Consider the following 20,080-nt stretch of genomic DNA (forward strand, 5'->3'; position numbering starts at 1 on the left):
ATCTGTTGCTTCAATGGCCAAAATCTGTCCCGGCGCCATATCTTTCAGGGCCTTTTTGGCGCGCAGAATCGGGAGGGGACAGTTAAGACCTTTTGCATCCAGGGTTTGATCAGCCATGTTGTGTTAACCTCCAAAAATGGGTACCTGTAAGGGACGAGCCCGGTAAAACAGCAAACGCTGATATACTGGTACGCATTCATGGCAGATTGCAAATATTTTTTTCTTTTTTATGATATGTACCAGGAAACTATTTTATTTTTTTTGCTGGCGCGTGTCGAAGATTGAGCCAAATAGCTGACAGGATTCACTTTTTTCACGGATACCATCATGATCGCTACTTTCATCGGTCTGCTCTTTATCACATGCTTGCTTTGGTTGCTGCTCTATTTGCGCAAAGTTCGGGAGAGTTCTCTGGCAGAAGAGTTGCCCAGCGATAAATTGACGGTGTTGATCGGCATCTATCAGATGCTCGGCAAAGGGTGTTTGCAATATTATCGGGATTATGGCAACTATCCTGAGCGGATCACCGGGGCCAGTGACAGCTTGCTGGAGGCGGGGTATCTGAAAGGGGAGCTGTTGGCAACCCTGACCAAGAGCCTGCCGCGCTTTTCTATTGTGGTCAACGACACGATTGGTTCGGCCATCTGTTTGCCCAATACCAAACGGGAGTTGGCTACCGAATTGATCACCCGGTTGCAGGAGATGGCCAGCCCGATGGTGTTTGTGGATTTGCGCGGCAATCAATATCTGCCGTTGAGCCTGCCTATTCCCCATGAGACGGTCAATTTATGCTTGCTGTTGCCGCATGATCCCACCAAATCGCCGTTGGAGAAGGCGGCGGAGATGAAGGTAGTGGTTGCCTGACAGCTTTGCCGCTTGGCACTTTCTTGAGAAGCCGGCGTGCGCAAAAACAGCGAGACCGATTCATGATGGATGAAAACGTCTCGCCATTTTTTGGTGGCGCATGCCAGAGGATGTGCCGGTAGCTCAGGGCAAGCGCATTTGCCAATTTCCTCACTGTTGCCATAAGCAAAACTGTGCGTGTCGCGAAACTGTGCGTGTCGCAAAACTGTGCGTGTCGCAAAACTGTGCGTGTCGCAAAACTGTGCATGTCGCGAAACTGTGCGTGTCGCGAAACTGTGCGTGTCGCGAAACTGTGCGTGTCGCGAAACTGTGCGTGTCGGGCGTCCGCCCTCCCAAAGCGTGCCCCTCCGGGGCACAAATCGCTGCGGCGTGCGCGAATGCTTGGCATTCGCTTTTGTGAAACGCCGCACATTATCAGCAGGGCTTTGCTCTGCACCCACCAGGAGGAGATTATCTCCTCCTGGATCTCCATAATAATTTTTGATTTGTAGTAACTATTCAGGTTCGTGCTGGATCGCCAACTCTACCCCCATGGGGATGCTGTGGGGATTGGCGCAAAAAAGCGCGCCAATCCCCACAGCTTGCTTCCATTAGGCGCGCTGCGCCGACGCAAAAAGCGCGTCGGCTTGGTTTGAAAAGCGCGCCAAAGGCAAAAGATTAAAAACAAAATCCCAGGGATTCCATCCCTGGACCCGGCCAGGGAGGTGCCCTCCCTGGACCCGCAGTTGTTTTGTGTGGTGAATAGTTACGATTTGTAAATACGATTGTCCTGGCCAGCAGGCAGAGCCTTATGGACGGGCGATTTGTGCCTGTTTGCGGATGCTTTTGCTGATATTGGCGGCGGCCTCTTCATCGGCGGGGCGGTCCACCCAGTTGCCCTGCAGCAGCTCCTGTTTTAACACCACCACCTGTACCGTGCCATACGGCTCCTTGCCAGTGATATGGATATTGACCCGATAGCGAAAAGAGGGATTGGCCGGATCGACTTTCCATTCGGTAGAGATGACCCCTCCTTCGCGACTGGCGGTTTGGATGGGCAGTCCCATGACCACATTCATGGCTCCGGCAAACAGTTTATCGGCCCGTATCGACTCGGCGCTCTTTTTTCCGCCCCCACCATCACCACCCATGTTGAAGATGCTCTCCTGACCCGCTTCAAAGGCAGAGTTGGGATCGTTGCGTTCTCTGGCATCTTCCAGCTCTTTTTTCTGGCCAAATTTGGAGAGTTTGTGTTCGTCCAAGGTGTTGCGGCTTTTCCAAAAATCACCGGAGCAGCCTGCCAACAGTAGGGCAGTCAAACCGAGTACCATCCATCCTTGTTTTGCCATTGTACCCACCTTTATTGCTGTCGTTGGAAATCAGGCTGGATCATCCAGCCACAGGGTTTGCGTGCACCGGTTAAGGGGTGGCTTCTTCCACTTTTTCCTGATAGGTACACCCTTCCCGGACACAAATCAGTTGCGTACCGATGCGTTTGCCGACTTTGCGGGTGACAAAGGGCATGGCACATTGGGGGCAGGGTTGGGCCACCGGTTCATTCCAAAGGGCATTTTTACATTTGGGATAGCCGGAACAGGAGTAGAATATTTTACCGAATCGCGATTTTTTTTCCAGGAAAGAACCTTTGCCGCATGCCGGGCAGGTGATGCCGGTAGATTTGGGTTTTTCCAGGGGTTGATTGTTGCGGCATTGCGGATAGCCGGAACAGGCCAAAAATTTGCCGTAACGCCCCTCTTTCAGCAGCATCGGTTGTCCGCATTTTTCACAGGTTTGATCAGTAGTAACCGGTTCGGGACGCGGGGTCTCCTCTTCGCCCTCTTTTTTGAGGTTGCGGGTATAGCGGCACTCCGGATAGTTGGAGCAGGCCAAAAAGCGGCCAAAACGCCCCAATTTATTGAGCAAAGGTTGCTGGCATTCGGGACAGAGTTCATCAGTGGCCTCGCTGGTCACATCGGATCGGCGTGTGGATTTTTCCTTTTCGCTGACCTGTTGCTGGAAAGGTTGCCAAAAATGTTCCAGCAGGGGGATCCAACGTTGCTCCCCACGCGACACCGCATCCAAATCATCTTCCAGGTGGGCGGTAAAATGATAATCGACATAGGTTTGGAAATGTTCTACCAGGAAGCGGTTGACAACCAGACCGACATCTTCCGGGAAGAATTTTTTTTGTTCCAAACGGACATAGCCACGATCCTGCAGGGTAGACATGATGGGGGCATAGGTAGAGGGTCGGCCAATGCCATAACTTTCCAGTGCCTTGACCAGAGTGGCCTCGGTAAAGCGTGGCGGTGGTTCGGTAAAGTGCTGTTGCGGATCGATACGGCGCGGTCGCAGTTGTTCCCCCTCCTGCAGGGGAGGTAACATGGTTTCGGCGGCATCCTCGTCGCGATCCTGCAGGGAGACATCATCGAGCCCTTCGCTGTAGACATCGAGAAAACCGGCAAAGGCGATTGAGGAGCCATTGGCGCGCAATTGAAAGGGTGCCTGACGGTTGGCACTACCAACAGCCAAGGTGGCGGTAACCTGATCGATACGGGCAGAGGCCATCTGACAGGCCATGGTGCGTTTCCAGATCAATTCGTAGAGCACAAACAGATCTCTGGGCAGCACCGATTTAAGGGATTCGGGGGTGCGCGCCGGATTGGTGGGGCGAATGGCTTCGTGCGCCTCCTGGGCATTTTTGGCCGAGGATTTGTAGGTGCGGGCCTTTTCCGGGAGATAGGCGGGCCCATAGCGTTGTTGGATCATCTGCTGCAGCGCCACGAGAGCCTCTTCGGCCAGATTGACCGAGTCGGTACGCATATAGCTGATCAAACCTTCCACTTCGCCGCCACCGCCATTGCTGGCTGGCAATTCCACCCCTTCATAGAGGCGTTGTGCCACCATCATGGTTTTTTTGGCGGAAAAACCCAACTTGCGCGATGCCTCTTGTTGCAAGGTGGAGGTGATGAAAGGGGGTGAGGGATGGCGTTGTGTCTGCTTTTTTTCCAATTGGGTCAGAAAGAGAGGTTGATCCTGCAGAGCAGCGCACCATGCCTGTGCTTGTTGGGCATTGGGAATATCAAACTTACCCAATTTATGGCCCTCTGCTACCACCAAACGGGAGCGGAAAGGCCGGGCAGGGGGAGCCCCTTTGGCGGCGATTTTTTCCACATCGACCAGGATGCTCCAATATTCCTGGCTCTGGAAAGCAGCGATTTCTGCATCGCGTTCGCAGACCAGGCGCAGAGCCACCGATTGTACACGCCCTGCCGACAAACCGGGTCGCACCTTTTTCCAGAGCAGGGGGCTTAAATTGAAGCCGACCAGATAATCGAGAGCCCGTCGTGCCTGCTGGGCATTGACCATATCCATGTCGATCTCTCTGGCATGGTGGATAGCCTCCTGAATGGCCCGTTTGGTGATTTCGTGGAAGACCACCCGTTTGGCCGGCAGGTTGCTCAGCTCCTTTTTTTGCCGCAGCACCTCCAGGACATGCCAGGAGATGGCTTCACCCTCGCGGTCAGGGTCGGTAGCCAGCAGGAGCATTTCGGCCTGTTTGGCGGCGTTGGTGAGGTTGGTGACATGTTTGCTCGATTGTTTGGCAACTTCATAGTTCATCCGAAACCCTTGCTCAGGATCAACTGAGCCATCTTTGCTGGGCAAGTCACGGATATGACCATAAGTGGCGATCACCTGATATTCGGTGCCGAGAAATTTTTCAATGGTTTTGGCCTTGGCCGGTGATTCAACAATGACGAGTGCAGGCATAGCGGCTAATAGGGATCATTTCTAGAGGGGTGAATGGATAGGGGATTGGCTAGTCCGGATTGCCCCAGGGCAAAATGGTTACCGGGCAGGCGTTGGACGACGCCGACCAATTCCAGTTGCAGTAAAATGCGCGAAAGCTCGGTCACTGTCAAATGGGAACGCCGTGCTAATTCATCTCCTTGCATCGGCCCTTGTTTAAGCAGGGCGTGAACAGCGGCGGAAGAGGTGCCGGCAGCGACCGGAGCAATGTTGATAGGTTCTTGTAATTGCAAGGAGTTATGGCGGACAGGTCGGGGATCCCAGGAGAAGGCATTCAAGATATCCTGAGTATTTTCCAGGAGGATGGCACCTTGACGCAACAGTTGGTTGCTGCCCTGGTAGCGGGGGTCACCTGCCTGGGCGGGGACGGCAAACAGCTCCCGACCTTGTTCGAGGGCCATCCGGGCGGTAACCAGTGAGCCGGAACGGCTGGCCGCTTCGATCACCGCGACCCCGCGACAGAGGCCGCTGATAATGCGGTTGCGTGGGGGAAAGAGGTAGGCAGCCGGCATAGTGCCCAAGGGTGCTTCGGTGACCAGGCAACCCTGGGTGATGATGCGACGGCGCAAGGAGTGGTTGCGACTGGGATAGATGACATCGAGGCCGGTGGCCAGGACGGCGACGGTAGGGCTACCCCCTTCGATGGCACCCCAATGGGCGGCGGTATCGATGCCTTCTGCCAAGCCGCTGACGGCCATAATCTCTTGTTGCGCCAATTCGCGGGCCAGACGGTGGGCGAAGGCGCACCCAGGGGGGGTAGCCTGCCGCGAGCCGACGATGGCCAAGTTGTTGGGACGCAGAAGGTGTTCCACAGCGCCGAGGACAAAGAGCGCAGGGGGTGGATCAGCAATTTCCCGCAACAGAGGGGGATACTCCTCATCGCCGAGTATCAGAATACGGCCACCCATTGCCTGCAAGCGGTTGAGTTCCGACTGCAGGGGTTCGCTGGCAGAGGTTTGGCGCAGGTGTTGAATTTTTTGTACAAAGGGGGGTTGAATGCCTGGAACCTCTTGCCACTCTTGCGTGGAGGCGGAGAGCAGGTTGTCTGCATTGCCAAAATGGGTAAGCAGGCGATTGATGCGTACTGGTCCCAGTCCGGGAGTACGGATCAATTTCAGCCATTCGAGCAGGGTATGCCGGTCCATGAAAGTGGAGTCCTCAAAGCAACTATGTGGATCGACCGATACGTGGTTCGCTGCCGATGGCCAAGCGTTGGATATTGCTGCGGTGGCGCCAGAAGATCAAGGGTATGATACAGAGTGCGGTAGCCATGGCGCTGCGTGAATCCTGGTAAAAAAGAAAGGCGGGAAGCAGCAGGAAGGCGAGCAGGGCGGCCAGGGAGGAGATACGGGTAAAAAGGGCGGTGAGCAGCCAGGTCAGAATGGCGAGCAAACCGGCACTTGGGGTCCAGGCCAGGAAGATGCCGAGTGCGGTTGCCACCCCTTTGCCGCCTTTGCCGCGCAGATAGATAGGATAGAGATGGCCAAGAAAGGCGGCCAGGGCAACCCCTCCGGTCAGGGGATCGTGGCTTCCGAAGCTTTGTTTGGCCAGCAGAAGGGGCAGGAAGCCTTTTGCCATATCGAGGAGCAGGGCGATGATGCCAGCCAGTTTACCGGTGGTGCGCAAGACGTTGGTAGCACCGATATTGCCGCTGCCTTGTTGACGAATATCGCCGGAGCCCATGAGGCGGGCGACCAGCAGACCGAAGGGGATGGCTCCCAGCAGATAGGCGGTCACCAGCCAGATAAGCCAAGTAAGCAGATTTTGGGCTGAGGAGGAGAAGGGTGAGGAAAAATCCATCTTGAAATCATCCGCAGAGGTGAAAGAGAGCTTGCACGCAGGCCATTTTGTCCTTATCGTGCATCAATCTACATTGTTACAGTACTGATCGGAAACCTATTTTTCATAACGAAGAGGCGCATTATGTCCAAATCCCTGAATAAAGTGCAATTAATCGGTCATTTGGGGGCCGATCCAGAGGTACGATTTACCCAGGATGGACGTGCCATAGCTGGTTTGCGGATAGCAACCTCCGACTCCTGGACCGATAAACAGGGACAGAAGCAGGAGCGTACCGAATGGCATTCAGTATCAATATTCGGCAAGCTGGCGGAGATTGCGCAACACTATTTGCGCAAGGGTAGCAAGGTTTTTCTGGAAGGCCAACTGCAAACGGACAAATATACCGATAAACAGGGTATTGAGCGCTATTCCACCAAGATAGTTTTGACGCCATACAATGGACAGATGATATTATTGGATCGTGCTCCGGGAACGGCTGGGGAGATGGGAGCGGTTCCGGCTTATGCTGGGCCAGCACAAGGGAGCTATGGCTCATCTGCTGGGTATGGTGGCGCTGGATATGCGGCAGCGCCGTTGGGGGCAGCGGTAGCATCAAACCAGGCCTCTGGAGTACGTGGGGCATCGGCGCCAGGTGCAGGCCATGCTGCGGAGCATCCCTTTGATCATACGCCTGATTTTGATGATGACATCCCTTTCTAGTGTGCGTGTTTTTGCGCAGATCACCCTGCATCCGAGGTGCTGGATGGGGATGAGATGCGTTGCAGGAGCACCACAGCCTGAGCGGCTACTCCCTCGTTACGTCCGGTAAATCCAAGCCCTTCAGTAGTGGTGGCTTTGATATTGACCTGGTGGGGGGAGATGTTGAGGATGCGGGCGATCTCCTGGCACATGGCGGGCATATAGGGTGCCAGTTTGGGGCGTTGGCAGATGATGGTGGCATCGAGATTGATCAGTTGCCACTGTTGGCTGCTGATGGTATCGCGAACGGTGGTCAGCAGTTCGCGGCTGTCGATTCCGCGGTAGGTGGGGTCGGTGTCGGGAAAATGGCGGCCCAGATCACCGAGTCCGGCGGCACCGAGCAAGGCATCCATAATGGCGTGCAGCAGCACGTCGGCGTCAGAGTGTCCCAGCAAACCTTGTTCGCAGGGAATTTGCACACCTCCCAGCAGTAATAGGCGACCGGGACTCCAGCGATGGACATCAAACCCTTGTCCGACTCTTATTTCCATGTAAGCGACTCCTCATGTTGTAGCCACCAGGCAGCCCAATGCTGATCTTGGGGATAGGTGATTTTAATATTCCAGGGGGAACCGGGCACCATCAAGACAGGCCGATGCAGACGTTCGACCAGGGAGGCATCATCGGTACCGAGAAAGCCATCGCGCGCAGCCTGTTGGTGGGCGTGGCGAATCACTCCCAGGCGAAACAGTTGCGGGGTTTGCACCAGACAGATATGTTGACGGTTCAGGGTGGCGGTGATGTATTGCTGGTGATCGATCTGTTTGACGGTATCGGCAGCCAGCAGAGCGGGAATGATGGCATCGCACTGTTGACGAGCGGCAAACAGGCGATCCAGGAGGGTAAGATCGACAAGGGGGCGGGCGCCATCGTGGATGGCTACCCAGTGGTCGTCGTGGTTGTGCATGCTCTGCAGGGCTTGAAATACGGAGTGTTGTCGTTCGGTGCCGCCGGCAACCGGTAGGGATACTTTAGGCAGTTGTGGCAGGAGAGGGGCCATAATCTCTTGCCAGAGAGCCTCCCCTGCAGGAGCGATTACCGGTAGAATGCGATCGATGCAGGGGTGGGGATGCAGGCGGTTCAGGGTATGCCAGAGCAGGGGGGCGTGACCGAGTGGTAGATATTGTTTGGGCAGTTGGCCAGCAAAACGTGTACCCCGGCCTGCAGCCAGGACGATCATGGTGCAGGAGGACATGGGGATCTCCTTGGCAATGGTGATGGCGAAAAGGAGCGCGGCAATTATGATGATCTGTGCTCTACAAGTGCATTTCACTTTTAGCACAAAATGGTGCAGAAGGCGATGGTCAGCCAGGGCAAGCGCATTTGAAAATCAGAAAACTATTATGGAGGTCCAGGAGGAGATAATCTCCTCCTGGTGGGTGCAGGGCAAAGCCCTGCTGGTAATGTGCGGCGTTTCACAAAAGCGAATGCGTAGCATTCGCGCACGCCGCACAGATTTGTGCCCCAAAGGGGCACTCTTTGGGAGGGCGGACGCCCGACATGCACAGTTGCGCTTGTGGCAACAGTGAGGAAATTGGCAAATGCGCTTGCCCTGGATGGTCAGCGGTCACCCAAGCGGGATGTTGGTTTGAGGGAGATGGAGTCTGGGCATGAAGGAGATATTTATTTGGGGTGCGGTAGGCTTCTATGCAACTGCGGCGGTATGGATTCTCTATGTGCATTTGCGTGGCATAGAGCGGCCATCGTTATTGAGTTGGTGGTTGGTGTTGCTTGGCTGGCTGGTGCAGTTGTTTCCATTGGTGCGTGTATGGGTGGATGCGCATGGTGCGCTTGATTTACAGTTGCGCACTTTGTTGGAGATGTCGACCTTGGCCATGGGTGGCATCTATTTGTTGTGGTGGCGATTACGTCCGCAGGCGGCGCGCACAGTTGGGGTATTGTTGTTGCCATTGATGGTATTGACTCTGTTGGCCTCTCTGTGGTTGCCGGTGGTGCAGGCGCATTTGCAGAGCTTGAGTGATCCTTTGTTGCTGGGCCATCTCTTGCTCTCCTTGATGGCGTATGGTCTGTTCAGTATTGCGGCGATGTTGGCATTGATGGATGCTTTTCAGGAGCATGCTTTGCGCACCAAGCGTTTTGGCGAGCTGTTTACCTTGTTGCCACCTTTGGATGCGTTGGAAGAGACGCTGTTTTTGATGGTGAACATGGGCTTTGTCTTGTTGACGGCCAGCATGCTGACTGGGGGATGGTATTCTTACAACGAACGTGGCAGTGCATTGTTTTTGAACCATAAGCAGGTTTTTACCTGGGCGACCTGGTTGGTGTATGGAGCACTTTTATTGGGCCGTCATTTTCAGGGTTGGCGTGGTCGGCGGGCGGTGCGTTTGACTTTGTGGGGATATTTGTTTTTGGCTCTGGCCTTTTTGGGGGTCAAGTTTGTAACCCAGATTGTGTTGGGGCGGTAAGTGTGTATGATGATAAATGTAAATATTTGATTGACAATTCATATTAATAGCGATAATGTTTGCATCTGGTTATGCGCTATGACAGGTGATCAATTATGAATTAATCTTTCATCTGAATTCTTAATAAGTATAATTAATCGACAGGAGCGATGAAATTATGAATAACAAGTATGGCTTAAAGAATAAATTGACGGGAAAACGGTTAAAGGAATTTAATGCTTGTCTGCAACGGTTTGAAGAGTGCGATGCTCCTGAAGATGTCGTTTTGTTGTTTAAAGAGATTGTTTCTTATTTGGAAAAAAATTCTAAAGACACAGTCAGAGATATCTTTCGTGAGACATGTATACGTAAAGGCTACACCAAGCCATTTGAGAGAAATGGTGTTTCAATATTTATTCGGCCTGCTTGTTTGAATAGCAAGCTTTTTAGCGATTGTTACAGCGCAACTCAAGTGGAGGAACAATGCTATCGTCGCGGATTTGACCAAGGTGCAAATGAGGTGTTTCGATTGTTTAGTAATGGAGTTTCAGCAAATGAAATTCGATTATTTTTGGATGAAGTACACGCATGGAGAACTCGATGCATCCAAATAATGAACAGTTCTCCTGGATGTGAGGAGTCGATTGATGATGGAATCATCATTGAAGGAGAATAAGTTAATTAAATAACAATTAAGTTGATATACTGTCTTGACAGGTTATCAGGGAGATGCTGGTAGAGTGTCTAAGGGTGTTTACCTTTCAGTGCGCCTCCGCCCAGCTCTGTCCGCTACCAATATCAACCTTCAGGGGGACGCCAAGCTGCATCACCCCCTCCATGGACTCGCGCACCAACTGTTGCACGTTGACCAACTCATCTTCTGGTACCTCCAAGACCAACTCATCGTGCACCTGCAAGAGCATGCGGCTTTGCCAACCCTCTTGGCGCAGGCGGCTGTGCAAACGGATCATCGCCATTTTGATCAAATCGGCTGCCGAGCCTTGCAAGGGTGCATTGATGGCAGTGCGTTCGGCAAATTCCCGCAGGGTTCGGTCGCTGCTGTGAATCTCCCGCAACCAGCAGCGTCGCCCGGCGATGGTCTCGACATATCCTTGACGGCGCGCCAGATCGATAGTCCGTTCCATGTGCTCGCGCACGCCGTGATAGCGTTGAAAATAGCGCTCCATATAGGCACGAGCCTGGGGATTGCTGATGCCCAGGCGCTTGGCCAGACCGAAGGGGCTCATGCCATAGATCAGACCGAAGTTGATGGTTTTGGCCATCCGCCGAGCATCGCTGCTGACGTTGTCCACTGTGCCACCAAAGAGCTCTGCAGCGGTAGCAGCATGAATGTCCCGATCCTGGGCAAAGGCTTCCTGCATGCCGGTTACGGCACCGAGATGGGCCAGAAGGCGCAGCTCGATCTGACTGTAATCGGCTGACAACAACACCCAGCCGGGCGGGGCGATAAAGGCAGTGCGTATGGCGCGTCCCTCTTCAGTACGGATCGGAATATTTTGCAGGTTGGGTTCGGAGGAGGAGAGGCGGCCTGTCAGGGTAGCCGCCTGGTTGAAATGGGTGTGCAGGCGGCCAGTGCCCGGATGGATCAACTGCGGCAGGGCATCGGTATAGGTGGTTTGCAGTTTGGTGAGCGAGCGATAGCGCAACACCCGTTCGGGCAGGGGATGGCCCTGTTCGGCCAAGTGGGTCAATACCTCCACATCGGTAGAAAAACCGGTTTTGGTGCGTTTTCCTCCTGGCAGCTTTTGTTTGCCAAAGAGAATTTCTCCCAGTTGTTGGGTGGAGTTGACATTAAAACTCTCCCCGGCCAAAGCATGGATCTCCTCGACCAGTTGTTGCCGTTGTTTGGTAAAACGTTGTGACATGTCGGCCAAAATCTCCTGATCAATGCAGATTCCTGCCAACTCCATATCGGCAAGCACCTGTACCAGGGGCAGCTCCACGGTTTGATAGAGTTGTGCCAATGTGGGCAGGCTCTGTACGGAGTGGGCCAGTTGTTGAGCCGCCTCCCAGGCCACTTCGGCATCTTCGCAGGCATAAGGAGCGGCTTGTGCCAGAGCTACCTGATCAAAACGCAAGCTGTTTTTGCCACTGCCGGTTACTTCTTTGTAGGTGATGGTGGTGCGTTGCAGCAGATCCATGGCGATGGCATCCAGGTTATGGCGCCGACTGCCACCATAGAGCAGGTGGGAGAGCAGCATGGCATCCCAGTGCAGACCGGCCAGATGAATGCCATATTTGGCCAGGATGACACACTCATATTTGATATTTTGGCCAATTTTTTTTCTGTTTTCATCTTCCAACAGCGGCTTCAAGGCGGCCAAAGTGTCGTTCAGGGGCAGTTGACCATGGGGAGCGGCTTGGGGGGTATGTCCCACTGGCAGATAGAAGGCGTGGCGATTGTTCCAGGAGAAAGAGAGCCCCACCAGCTCTGCCTGGACCGCATCCAGATGGGTGGTTTCGGTGTCGAGGGAAAAGAGCGGCTGCTCGGCCAACTGTTGCAGAAAATGGGTAAAAGCGGGCCAGTCGCTGACGATCTGATAGTGGACCGGGGCAGGACTCTCCGTGTTGCTGAGCAAGGGGAGTTCTGGTTGTTGGGTCAGGTGCAGGCGATCGATGTCGCGGACCAGGGTGGTAAACTCCATTTCCAGGAAGAGTTGGCGTAGACGTGGCCAATCTGGTTGTTGCAGGCGGGTTGTTTCCAGGGAGAAGTTATCGAGGGGGACGTCGCGGATGATGGTGACCAACTGCAGGGAGAGGCGGGCCAAATCGGCATGTTCGCTGAGCAGTTGGCGGCGATTGCTTTGTGAGACCTCGTCCAGTCTAGAGAGCAGTTGCTCCAGGGAGTCGTAGGGCTGCATCAACTGGGCGGCAATTTTATCACCGATGCGCGGCACTCCGGGAATATTGTCGGAGCTGTCTCCAGCCAGGGCCATGACGTGGGTGACTTTTTTGGGTTCGACGCCCCAACGGGCGTGCACCTCCGGCTCCCGAATCCAGATCTCTTTGGCAGGATCCCAGAGTGTAATCTGTGCGGAGACCAATTGCATGAGATCCTTGTCGCTGGAGACGATCACCACCTGCCATTGTGCCTCTTCGGCGATGCGGGAGATGGTGCCAAGGAGATCATCTGCCTCATATCCCTGATATTTTTGACAAGGAATACCCCAGGCCTGGATAATATTTTCGATGATGGGGATCTGGATGCGCAGGGGATCGGGCATGCTTTTGCGATTGGCCTTATAGTTGGCATCGACATCATGGCGCTTGGTGGGACCTGCTCCGTCAAAGACCATCACCATATGCTCTGGCTGGTGGGTATCCAGCAGGCGGTGGATCATTTTGACAAAGCCAAAGATGGCATTGGTGGGAAAGCCGTCACGGCGTGACATGTCACGCACGGCATAGAAGGCCCGATAGAGGTATCCGGAGGCATCGATCAGGAAGAGAGATTGGCTCATGATGAATCGCTTTACGGGGTTGGCAAAAGGAGGGGAGGGGAGAGGTGTGAATGATCCAGTTCGCGCAATAAGTCGCTTAGGCGGTTGACGGGCATCCGGCAGAATTGTTGTCTGCAGACATAGACGGTCGGTTTGCCGTTGAGCATGGGGCGTGGCGCCAGCAAGGGCCATGCGGATGGGGATGATTTGAGATCGGGTTCCAGATGCACCAAAGCCAGACCGGGCAGGAGGTGTTGGCGGATCTCTTTGAGGAAGAGCTGGGTATCGGGATGGCTGCGCTCACCGACCACCACCACCTCCAGGGCCGATTGGGGCAGATAGTCCCACCGGCGCAGCAGTTCGGGAGCGGCTTGCGGCAATGGTTTGAGCAGACTCAACAGGTGGGGTTCAATTTTGGCCAGTACAGACTCCCATTTTCCTCCCTGTTGGAAGAGGGCGAGTCGCTGCATGCTGATCAGGGCCACGGCCAGACCACTGGGATAGTGTGCATCTTCCCAGAGGGTTTGCTGGGGCAACGGGGAGTCTGTTGGCTGTGGGGTCAGAGTAAACAGGGGGCTGTGGTCGGTATGAAAGCGTTTGTTTATCTCTTGCAGCAAAGCATCGGCCTGATCGAGGAGAGAGGGGGAAAATTCAGCCTCGTAGAGGTCGAGCATGGCTTGGGCAAGAAAGGCATAATCGTCGAGAAAGATGGTGGAGCTGTGCTGATTACCCCAGCGACTATGGCGCAAGGAGTCAGGGGTGGGGAATGCCTGTTGCAGATTGGTCAAGCAGTTGCGAGCGGCAGCCAGGAACTGATCTTGTTGCAGGAGGGTAGCAGCGCGCGCCAGCACGGAGATGGTCAGGGCATTCCAGGAGGTGACTATTTTTTCGTCACGAAAGAGGGCTGGGCGTTGCGCACGGGCAGCGAGCAGGAGACGACGCTGTTCTTGCCACTCTTCTGGATTATTGTGCATCGTTTGCAGACCGGCCAAGAGGCGCAATACACTGCGTCCGCTGATGACGCTATCGACTGGATCGAAGGTCAACTCCAGGAAGGAGTCTGCCTGGGGGCCGAGGAGGGTATGAATCTCTTCAGCACTCCAGGTATAGTAGCGATTGGCTGAGTGGCTGTCGCTGCTCAGGGAGGCGGCGAAGCAGCCGCCGGAGAGTTGCAGGCGTTGCAGCAGATCCTGCAAAATTTCTTGGGCCACCTGGGCATAGTCGCGCTTGCCGGTCAATTGGAAGGCTTCCAGATAGCTCCTGGCCAGCAGGGCGTTGTCTGGGAGCAGGATGTCGAAGAGAGGGGTTTGCCAGCGTGCATCGCGACTCAGGCGAAAGAAGGCGCCAGCCAGATGGTCACGCAGGCCAGAAGAGGCCATTTTGTCCAAGGCGAGCAGAGCGGGGAGGGCATCACCGGGCTGTTTTTGTCTGGCAGCCTGCCGCAAGAGCAGGGAGAGCAGGAGTGGTTGTGGTGCTTGTTGTTCCTGGCCGATGAGGGAGCCATATTGCGGATCAAGACGTTGGCGCCAGAAGTTGGCAGCATCGGGGCGTGGATCATACTCTTCATTTGTCTGGTCCGGTTGAGGAAGAGTCTGTTGTTCGGCCAGCCAAGCGGAGAGTTTGCTCAAACGGGTCAGCAAGGTTGGGCGATCGGTTTGCCAGGTGTTGAGGAGAGTAGTAAGGAGTGTGTGCAACGAGGGATGTTCGCTGTTGCCGTTGAGCGGAAAATAGCTACCGCCATAGATGGGTTGCAGATCCGGGGTCAAGACCATGTGCAGGGGCCAAGCCGCTTTACCGGTCATGGCGGTCAGGATCATGCGGAAATAGTGGTCCAGATCGGGATGTTCATCGCGATCGACCAGGATGCTGACAAAGTGGTTATTGAGCAGAGAGCTGGTTGCATGATCGAGGAAGGTTTCCTGCTCCAGCAGACGGCATTGTTGGCAGGTGGTGGCGCCGATGGTGAGAAAGAGAAGTTTTTGTTCTTGTTTGGCACGTGTCAGTGGCTCTTGACCCCAGGGATACCAATGGACAGGAGTGTGGCTGTGTTGGGCCAGGTAGGGGCTGGAAGAGTGGGCAAGCGGCTCTGCTGCCGGGGCTGAATGGGCGTTCAGTCCGGCGGGCAGCAGGCACAAAAGAAAAAAGAGGACAATGCGTCGTAGACTCAGTTCAACTTGCGGCATGGTAGAGGCGGTGGGTCAAGAAGAGAGAGATGGTAAAGAGCAACACGGCACCGGTTTGATGGGCGGAGGCCAGAGGTGTGGGTACCATCAGCAGCAAGGTGGAGATGCCCAAGGCGATTTGGATAAGCATCATCAGCAACAGCAGGTGTTGGGCAATACGGGCTGGTTTGCTGAGAGAGTAGGCACGGGAGAGCCACCAAAAAGCGAGGATGGAAAAAAAGAGGATGACTGCCAGCAGGCGGTGATCCCATTGTACGGTAGCGATATTTTCAAAAAAATTCAGGTATGCTGGTTGCAGGAAGAGGATGCCTTCCGGGATCCACTCATCGTTCATCAGGGGAAAGGTATTAAAGGCCATACCGGCGTCGAGACCGGCGACAAAGCCGCCGGAGAGAATCGTGAGAAAAATGAGTGCCGTTAAGGCAATAGCGCGCGTGAGCAGGGGATGTCGAGGCAGATCGGCTGCTCGTTGGCGCTGGGAGAAGAAGAGTCCCAGGGCCACCCAGAGCATATAGGCGTAGAGGGCGACAGCAATACCGAGATGGGCGGTCAGACGATATTGGCTGACATGGGGGTTGTCGACCAGGCCGCTTTTGACCATATACCAGCCCATCCCCCCTTGCAGGGCGCCGATAAAAAACATCAGGGCAAATTGCCACGCCATGGTGCGATCGATACGGCGTTTGCCCAGGAAGTAGAGAAAGGGCAACAGGAAGACCAGGCCGGTGATGCGTCCGATTAAGCGGTGAATATATTCCAGCCAATAGATTGATTTGAAGCCAGCCAGATCCATCTCCCAGTTGATTTTCAGAAATTCTGGAGATTGTCTGTACTGGGCGAACACCTCCAGCCAATCGGCTTCGGTAAAGGGCGGGAACCAACCGAGGATGGGTGCCCATTGCACCATGGAGAGGCCGGAGCCGGTCAAGCGGGTCAAACCACCGATGATCACCATCAGCAGGATCATGACGCAGCAGGTAAAGAGCCAGCAGGCGATCGGTTTTAAGTTGACGTTGGATTCCGAGGAGGGGGTTGGCAGCACGTGGCGATCTCCTGTTACTTGACCAATAGATAAAAATAACCAACGATAAAGGGGTCAGCAGTTTGATGCTGGTGATCCAGGGTTGCCGAGGGCATACTGCTTGCGCGGAGGCAGCCTGTTTTGCGGACAATACTGCGATTTTTTCTTTCATGCAACCAACCGTACCAAGGTGACCATGCAACACGAAACTCTCTCTTTATCTTTGCCTGCCGAGTCTGGCCGACGCTTGGCCAGTGGTTGGCTGTTATTGGCTCTGTTTTCCCTGGTGGGAGCGGGGTTGGTGGTGATTTTAATCGTCCTGGCGCGCCAACCGGTGATTCACGATCTGATTCCCTGGGCGGGATCGTTTCGCACCGCTTTGGTGATTCATGTCGATTTGTCGGTATTGGTATGGTTTCTCTCTTTTGCTGGTTTGCTGGCGGCGTTGACCTTGGCGGAGCATCTGCTGGTCATGGGATGGCTGGCCTTGGCAATAGCCATGCTGGGAACGGTGATCCTGACCTTTTCCCCATTTTTGGGGGAGGATCTGCCATTCATGAATAATTATGTGCCCGTTTTGAATAATGCTCCCTTTTTTGTTGGGCTGTTTCTGTTTGCTGGCGGTTTTTCTTTATTGGCGCTTTTGACATTATGGAGTCGGCGCCCAGCGGGAGATGTCGGGGAGCAAGGAATGCGCTTTGGCTTATGGACAGCCTTGGTGATTTTTTTATTGTCCGTGGCTTCACTGGCCTGGACCTGGCATGGATTGCGTCATCTGCCGACCCATGATGAGCACTATTTTGAATTGCTTTTTTGGGGTGGGGGACATTTGTTGCAATTTACCCATGTGCAACTGCAGATGCTGGCGTGGCTTTGGTTGGGGACATTGGCGGGGTTGCCGCGTTTTTTGACCTCGCGTTTGGTGATTCCCTTGTTTGTCATGGGTGCTTTGCCGGCTTTGGCGGGTCCGGTGATCCATTTTCTCTATCCAGTGGATAGTGGCGAGCTGCGTCTGGCTTTTACCGAGTTGATGATTTATGGAGGTGGGATTGCTTCGGTGCCGTTGGCGCTGGTTTTGGTGTGGGCTTTGTGGAAAGCAGAGCCGGTAGAGCGGCCTGAGCAGGAGGTAATGCGTTTGGCATTGCGTACTTCGTTGCTTCTTTTTGCCTTTGGTGGTCTCATCGGTTTTATGATTCGTGGGATCAATGTCACCATCCCCTCGCACTATCATGGGTCGATAGTTTCTGTTACACTGGCTTACATGGGGTTGGCATATCATCTGTTGCCCGCTTTGGGTCATGGACAGCCTCTGCCGCGTTGGGCGGGCCATCAATTAAATATATATGCTTTTGGTTCATTGCTGCATATTATTGGTTTGGCCTGGTCGGGTGGACATGACGTACAACGCAAAACGGCAGGTGCAGCCCAAGGCTTGCAGAGTCTGTCGGAAAAAGTTCCCATGTGGATCATGGGTGCAGGCGGGATGATAGCGGTGAGTGGTGGCATATTATTCCTTGTTTTGGCGTTTCGGGTTTGGCGACGCAAGGGAATCACTTCCTGACACAATAGGAGAGCAGGGATGAAAAATCTGAAACTGGGCACAAAACTGGGGATTGGTTTTGGTTTTGTATTGGTGTTGACCATGATAGTTACACTGACCGGCTATCAAGGAATCAATGGCCTGTCGGATACTATTGGCAAGGGGCTTGCGCTTGCTGAGATGATGGATCAGGTGGATCAGGCAGCAGTTTCAGAGAAAAATTATATTATTCGCAAAGATGGAAAGTATGCTGAAGAGCATAAAAAAGCGTTGGAGGAGCTCACAAAACTGGCCCAGAAAAACCGCGAGCAGTTGTTTCAGGATGCGGATGGCAAGCGGGCGATGGAAGAGTTGGCAAAGTTGGCCCATGAATATGAGCGGGGGTTTGCTGAATATGTTGCCTCGCAAAAGAAAAATGAGGCAGGTGTACAACGGATTCGTGCTTTGGCCAATGAGGTTGTGCAAGAGGCGCAAGCCTTGCGGAGTGATTTGTTAAAGCAGTTGCACCGCCATGTGGCCGAGTTGGCAGGACAAATTGAGGGTGGGGCAGATCGGGGCACCATGGCTGAGCAGGCTGGTACTTTGGGAGACAATGCCACACGTGCCGACCAAGTGGCAGCGATGATGGAACGTTTTCTCGATGCCCGCATTGGCGAGAAGGAGATATTTCTGAGTCTGGGACAGGATGAAAAATCGATCAAACGCAATCAGGAGGGAATGGCGGCATCGGTCAAAATTCTGCAGAGCCTGGCGCCAAACTTGAAAGAAGCAGCCAATAAAGAGTTGGCCAAGAAGATGATCGTCGGCATAGAGAATTACCAGAAAGAGGTACAATCCTTATTGGCCATTTATCAGGAGCAGGCCAAAAATGAGAAGGCGATGGGTGTCTCCAGACAGGCTACGGACAAAAAGATTGGGACGATTCAAGAAGAGGAGGAGAAACGAGCTGGCGATGAGGTGTCGTCGGCCAACAGAGTATTGATTCTATTCAGTGTCGCTGCAGTATTGATTGGTTTGACGGTGTCGATATTGTTGACGAGGGTGATCGTACAGGCTTTGGCACAGGGGGTATCGTGTGCGCGCAGTATTGCCGGGGGGGATTTGACCACCAGTGTGTGCATCAATCAGGGCGATGAGACAGGTCAGTTGGGGGCAGCCTTGACGCAGATGGTAGCCAATTTGAAGAAGGTGGTGGCGGAGTTGTCTTCGGCGGCGGATCAGGTCTCTTCGGGTAGCAATGAGATCTCCGATGCCGCGCAGACGCTGGCACATGGCGCGACGGAACAGGCGGCCTCGATTGAGGAGACCTCGGCGGCCATGGAGCAGATGGTCTCCAACATTCAGCAGAACACCGACAATGCCAATACGACGCGGGAGATTTCGCAAAAGGCGGCCCAGGATGCGGCAGAGGGTGGCAAAGCGGTTGCAGAGGCGGTCACGGCGATGAAGGAGATTGCCACCAAGATTGGGATTATTGAGGAGATTGCCCGGCAGACCAACTTGTTGGCGCTCAATGCTGCCATTGAGGCGGCGCGTGCTGGAGAGCATGGAAAAGGTTTTGCGGTAGTGGCAGCCGAGGTGCGCAAACTGGCAGAACGGAGTCAGTCGGCTGCAGGTGAAATCAGTCATCTGTCGGCTTCCAGTGTGGGTGTGGCGGAGAAGGCAGGAGCGATTATCAATACGCTGGTTCCCGACATTCAAAAGACGGCTCAGTTGATTCAGGAGATAGCGGTAGCCAATCAGGAGCAGAATCAGGGGGCGTCGCAGGTCAACCAGGCGATTCAGCAGTTGGACAAGGTGATTCAGCAGAATGCTGGGGCATCGGAAGAGATGGCGGCAACAGCGGAGGAGTTGTCGGCGCAAGCGGAGACCATGTTGCAGACCATTGCTTTTTTCAATACCGGTGGCAGGCTGCGAGCGGCGGCGGGGAAGAGCAAAGCGACTGAGCGTAAAGCGGTTCAACCACCTGCTCGCCCGGCGAGTGGGGGCAAGAGAGAGCTGGTTGCGAGCAAGAGCTTGGCCCCTGTTGGCAAGGCGGCTGGTGGAGTCCATTTGGCAATGCACTCTTCTGATGAGGAGTTTGAGAAGTTTTGATGGGCCACTCATGTCAGGGCAAGCGCATTGGCCAATTTACTCACCGTTGCCATAAACTAAAACTGTGCAGGTCGGGCGTTCGCCCTCCCAAAGAGTGCCTAATAATTTTGTAACTATTCACCACCCAACACAACTGCGGGTCCAGGGAGGGCACCTCCCTGGCCGGGTCCAGGGATGGAATC

At 54.3% G+C, this 20,080-nt stretch carries 16 protein-coding genes; 6 read left to right on the top strand and 10 right to left on the bottom strand.

Features of this window, described 5'->3' with window-relative positions; translation table 11 throughout:
* A partial coding sequence (locus EJP87_RS02830; protein WP_130470368.1) for a sulfurtransferase TusA family protein occupies positions 1–117 on the bottom strand: 117 nt, incomplete at its 3' end.
* Between the two features lie 210 nt (positions 118–327).
* On the opposite strand from EJP87_RS02830, the gene EJP87_RS02835 reads away from it, so the two are divergent.
* The gene (locus EJP87_RS02835; RefSeq protein WP_130470354.1) at positions 328–864 is read left to right on the top strand and encodes a hypothetical protein; all 537 of its coding nucleotides are present in this window, start codon (positions 328–330) and stop codon (positions 862–864) included.
* A 788-nt stretch (positions 865–1,652) separates the two neighbouring features.
* Here EJP87_RS02835 and EJP87_RS02840 read toward each other — a convergent pair.
* The 4 genes from EJP87_RS02840 to plsY form a co-directional block, all read right to left on the bottom strand.
* Entirely contained in the window at positions 1,653–2,192 is a 540-nt protein-coding gene (locus EJP87_RS02840; protein ID WP_130470355.1) for a DUF3576 domain-containing protein, read from the bottom strand.
* A 70-nt stretch (positions 2,193–2,262) separates the two neighbouring features.
* Entirely contained in the window at positions 2,263–4,614 is a 2,352-nt protein-coding gene (topA, locus tag EJP87_RS02845; RefSeq protein WP_130470356.1) for a type I DNA topoisomerase, read from the bottom strand.
* 5 nt (positions 4,615–4,619) lie between these two features.
* The gene (dprA, locus tag EJP87_RS02850) at positions 4,620–5,798 is read right to left on the bottom strand and encodes a DNA-processing protein DprA (RefSeq protein WP_130470357.1); all 1,179 of its coding nucleotides are present in this window, start codon (positions 5,796–5,798) and stop codon (positions 4,620–4,622) included.
* Positions 5,799–5,820: 22 nt separating this feature from the next.
* A complete protein-coding gene (gene plsY, locus EJP87_RS02855) occupies positions 5,821–6,453 on the bottom strand; it encodes a glycerol-3-phosphate 1-O-acyltransferase PlsY (protein ID WP_130470358.1) in 633 nt (210 codons plus the stop codon).
* Between the two features lie 123 nt (positions 6,454–6,576).
* On the opposite strand from plsY, the gene ssb reads away from it, so the two are divergent.
* Positions 6,577–7,155 carry a single-stranded DNA-binding protein gene (gene ssb / locus EJP87_RS02860; RefSeq protein WP_227657419.1) on the top strand — a complete coding sequence of 193 codons (579 nt, stop codon included), beginning with the start codon at positions 6,577–6,579 and terminating at the stop codon, positions 7,153–7,155.
* Between the two features lie 20 nt (positions 7,156–7,175).
* Here the strand turns inward: ssb and ispF are convergent, their stop codons facing one another.
* Positions 7,176–7,685, bottom strand: a complete 510-nt coding sequence (gene ispF, locus EJP87_RS02865) for a 2-C-methyl-D-erythritol 2,4-cyclodiphosphate synthase (protein WP_130470360.1) — start codon at positions 7,683–7,685, stop codon at positions 7,176–7,178.
* The gene (gene ispD, locus EJP87_RS02870; protein ID WP_130470361.1) at positions 7,676–8,389 is read right to left on the bottom strand and encodes a 2-C-methyl-D-erythritol 4-phosphate cytidylyltransferase; all 714 of its coding nucleotides are present in this window, start codon (positions 8,387–8,389) and stop codon (positions 7,676–7,678) included. The genes ispF and ispD overlap by 10 nt, the downstream gene beginning before the upstream one ends.
* Before the next feature lie 415 nt (positions 8,390–8,804).
* Between ispD and EJP87_RS02875 the strand changes: the two genes are divergently transcribed.
* Together EJP87_RS02875 and EJP87_RS02880 are read left to right on the top strand one after the other, a co-directional pair.
* Entirely contained in the window at positions 8,805–9,620 is an 816-nt protein-coding gene (locus EJP87_RS02875; protein WP_130470362.1) for a cytochrome C assembly family protein, read from the top strand.
* Between the two features lie 157 nt (positions 9,621–9,777).
* Positions 9,778–10,275, top strand: coding sequence for a hypothetical protein (locus EJP87_RS02880; protein ID WP_130470363.1), 498 nt, complete (start codon positions 9,778–9,780; stop codon positions 10,273–10,275).
* 85 nt (positions 10,276–10,360) lie between these two features.
* On the opposite strand, the gene polA is transcribed toward EJP87_RS02880, so the two are convergent.
* The 3 genes from polA to EJP87_RS02895 are packed head-to-tail and all read right to left on the bottom strand — an operon-like array spanning position 10,361 to position 16,285.
* On the bottom strand, positions 10,361–13,081 hold the full coding sequence (gene polA / locus EJP87_RS02885) for a DNA polymerase I (RefSeq protein WP_193771084.1): 2,721 nt from the start codon (positions 13,079–13,081) through the stop codon (positions 10,361–10,363).
* Positions 13,082–13,092: 11 nt separating this feature from the next.
* Positions 13,093–15,243 carry a thioredoxin domain-containing protein gene (locus EJP87_RS02890; protein ID WP_130470365.1) on the bottom strand — a complete coding sequence of 717 codons (2,151 nt, stop codon included), beginning with the start codon at positions 15,241–15,243 and terminating at the stop codon, positions 13,093–13,095.
* Entirely contained in the window at positions 15,230–16,285 is a 1,056-nt protein-coding gene (locus EJP87_RS02895) for a COX15/CtaA family protein (protein ID WP_227657420.1), read from the bottom strand. Before EJP87_RS02895 ends, EJP87_RS02890 begins: the two co-directional genes overlap by 14 nt.
* Before the next feature lie 175 nt (positions 16,286–16,460).
* Between EJP87_RS02895 and EJP87_RS02900 the strand changes: the two genes are divergently transcribed.
* Complete coding sequence (locus tag EJP87_RS02900; RefSeq protein WP_130470366.1) at positions 16,461–17,825, top strand: heme-copper oxidase family protein; 1,365 nt, start codon at positions 16,461–16,463, stop codon at positions 17,823–17,825.
* Positions 17,826–17,843: 18 nt separating this feature from the next.
* Positions 17,844–19,898 (top strand): methyl-accepting chemotaxis protein, encoded by a 2,055-nt coding sequence (locus EJP87_RS02905; protein WP_130470367.1) that lies wholly within the window; start codon positions 17,844–17,846, stop codon positions 19,896–19,898.
* The last annotated feature ends 182 nt before the right edge of the window (positions 19,899–20,080 follow it).

It is taken from the genome of Candidatus Magnetaquicoccus inordinatus (genome assembly GCF_004217665.1).
Classification (GTDB): domain Bacteria; phylum Pseudomonadota; class Magnetococcia; order Magnetococcales; family Magnetaquicoccaceae; genus Magnetaquicoccus; species Magnetaquicoccus inordinatus.

Bases quoted from the DNA above. Each gene is read 5' to 3' on its own strand.
- EJP87_RS02835 (WP_130470354.1), top strand. From the start codon at position 328: ATGATCGCTACTTTCATCGGTCTGCTCTTTATCACATGCTTGCTTTGG.
- EJP87_RS02840 (WP_130470355.1), bottom strand. From the start codon at position 2,192: ATGGCAAAACAAGGATGGATGGTACTCGGTTTGACTGCCCTACTGTTG.
- topA (WP_130470356.1), bottom strand. From the start codon at position 4,614: ATGCCTGCACTCGTCATTGTTGAATCACCGGCCAAGGCCAAAACCATT.
- dprA (WP_130470357.1), bottom strand. From the start codon at position 5,798: ATGGACCGGCATACCCTGCTCGAATGGCTGAAATTGATCCGTACTCCC.
- plsY (WP_130470358.1), bottom strand. From the start codon at position 6,453: ATGGATTTTTCCTCACCCTTCTCCTCCTCAGCCCAAAATCTGCTTACT.
- ssb (WP_227657419.1), top strand. From the start codon at position 6,577: ATGTCCAAATCCCTGAATAAAGTGCAATTAATCGGTCATTTGGGGGCC.
- ispF (WP_130470360.1), bottom strand. From the start codon at position 7,685: ATGGAAATAAGAGTCGGACAAGGGTTTGATGTCCATCGCTGGAGTCCC.
- ispD (WP_130470361.1), bottom strand. From the start codon at position 8,389: ATGTCCTCCTGCACCATGATCGTCCTGGCTGCAGGCCGGGGTACACGT.
- EJP87_RS02875 (WP_130470362.1), top strand. From the start codon at position 8,805: ATGAAGGAGATATTTATTTGGGGTGCGGTAGGCTTCTATGCAACTGCG.
- EJP87_RS02880 (WP_130470363.1), top strand. From the start codon at position 9,778: ATGAATAACAAGTATGGCTTAAAGAATAAATTGACGGGAAAACGGTTA.
- polA (WP_193771084.1), bottom strand. From the start codon at position 13,081: ATGAGCCAATCTCTCTTCCTGATCGATGCCTCCGGATACCTCTATCGG.
- EJP87_RS02890 (WP_130470365.1), bottom strand. From the start codon at position 15,243: ATGCCGCAAGTTGAACTGAGTCTACGACGCATTGTCCTCTTTTTTCTT.
- EJP87_RS02900 (WP_130470366.1), top strand. From the start codon at position 16,461: ATGCAACACGAAACTCTCTCTTTATCTTTGCCTGCCGAGTCTGGCCGA.
- EJP87_RS02905 (WP_130470367.1), top strand. From the start codon at position 17,844: ATGAAAAATCTGAAACTGGGCACAAAACTGGGGATTGGTTTTGGTTTT.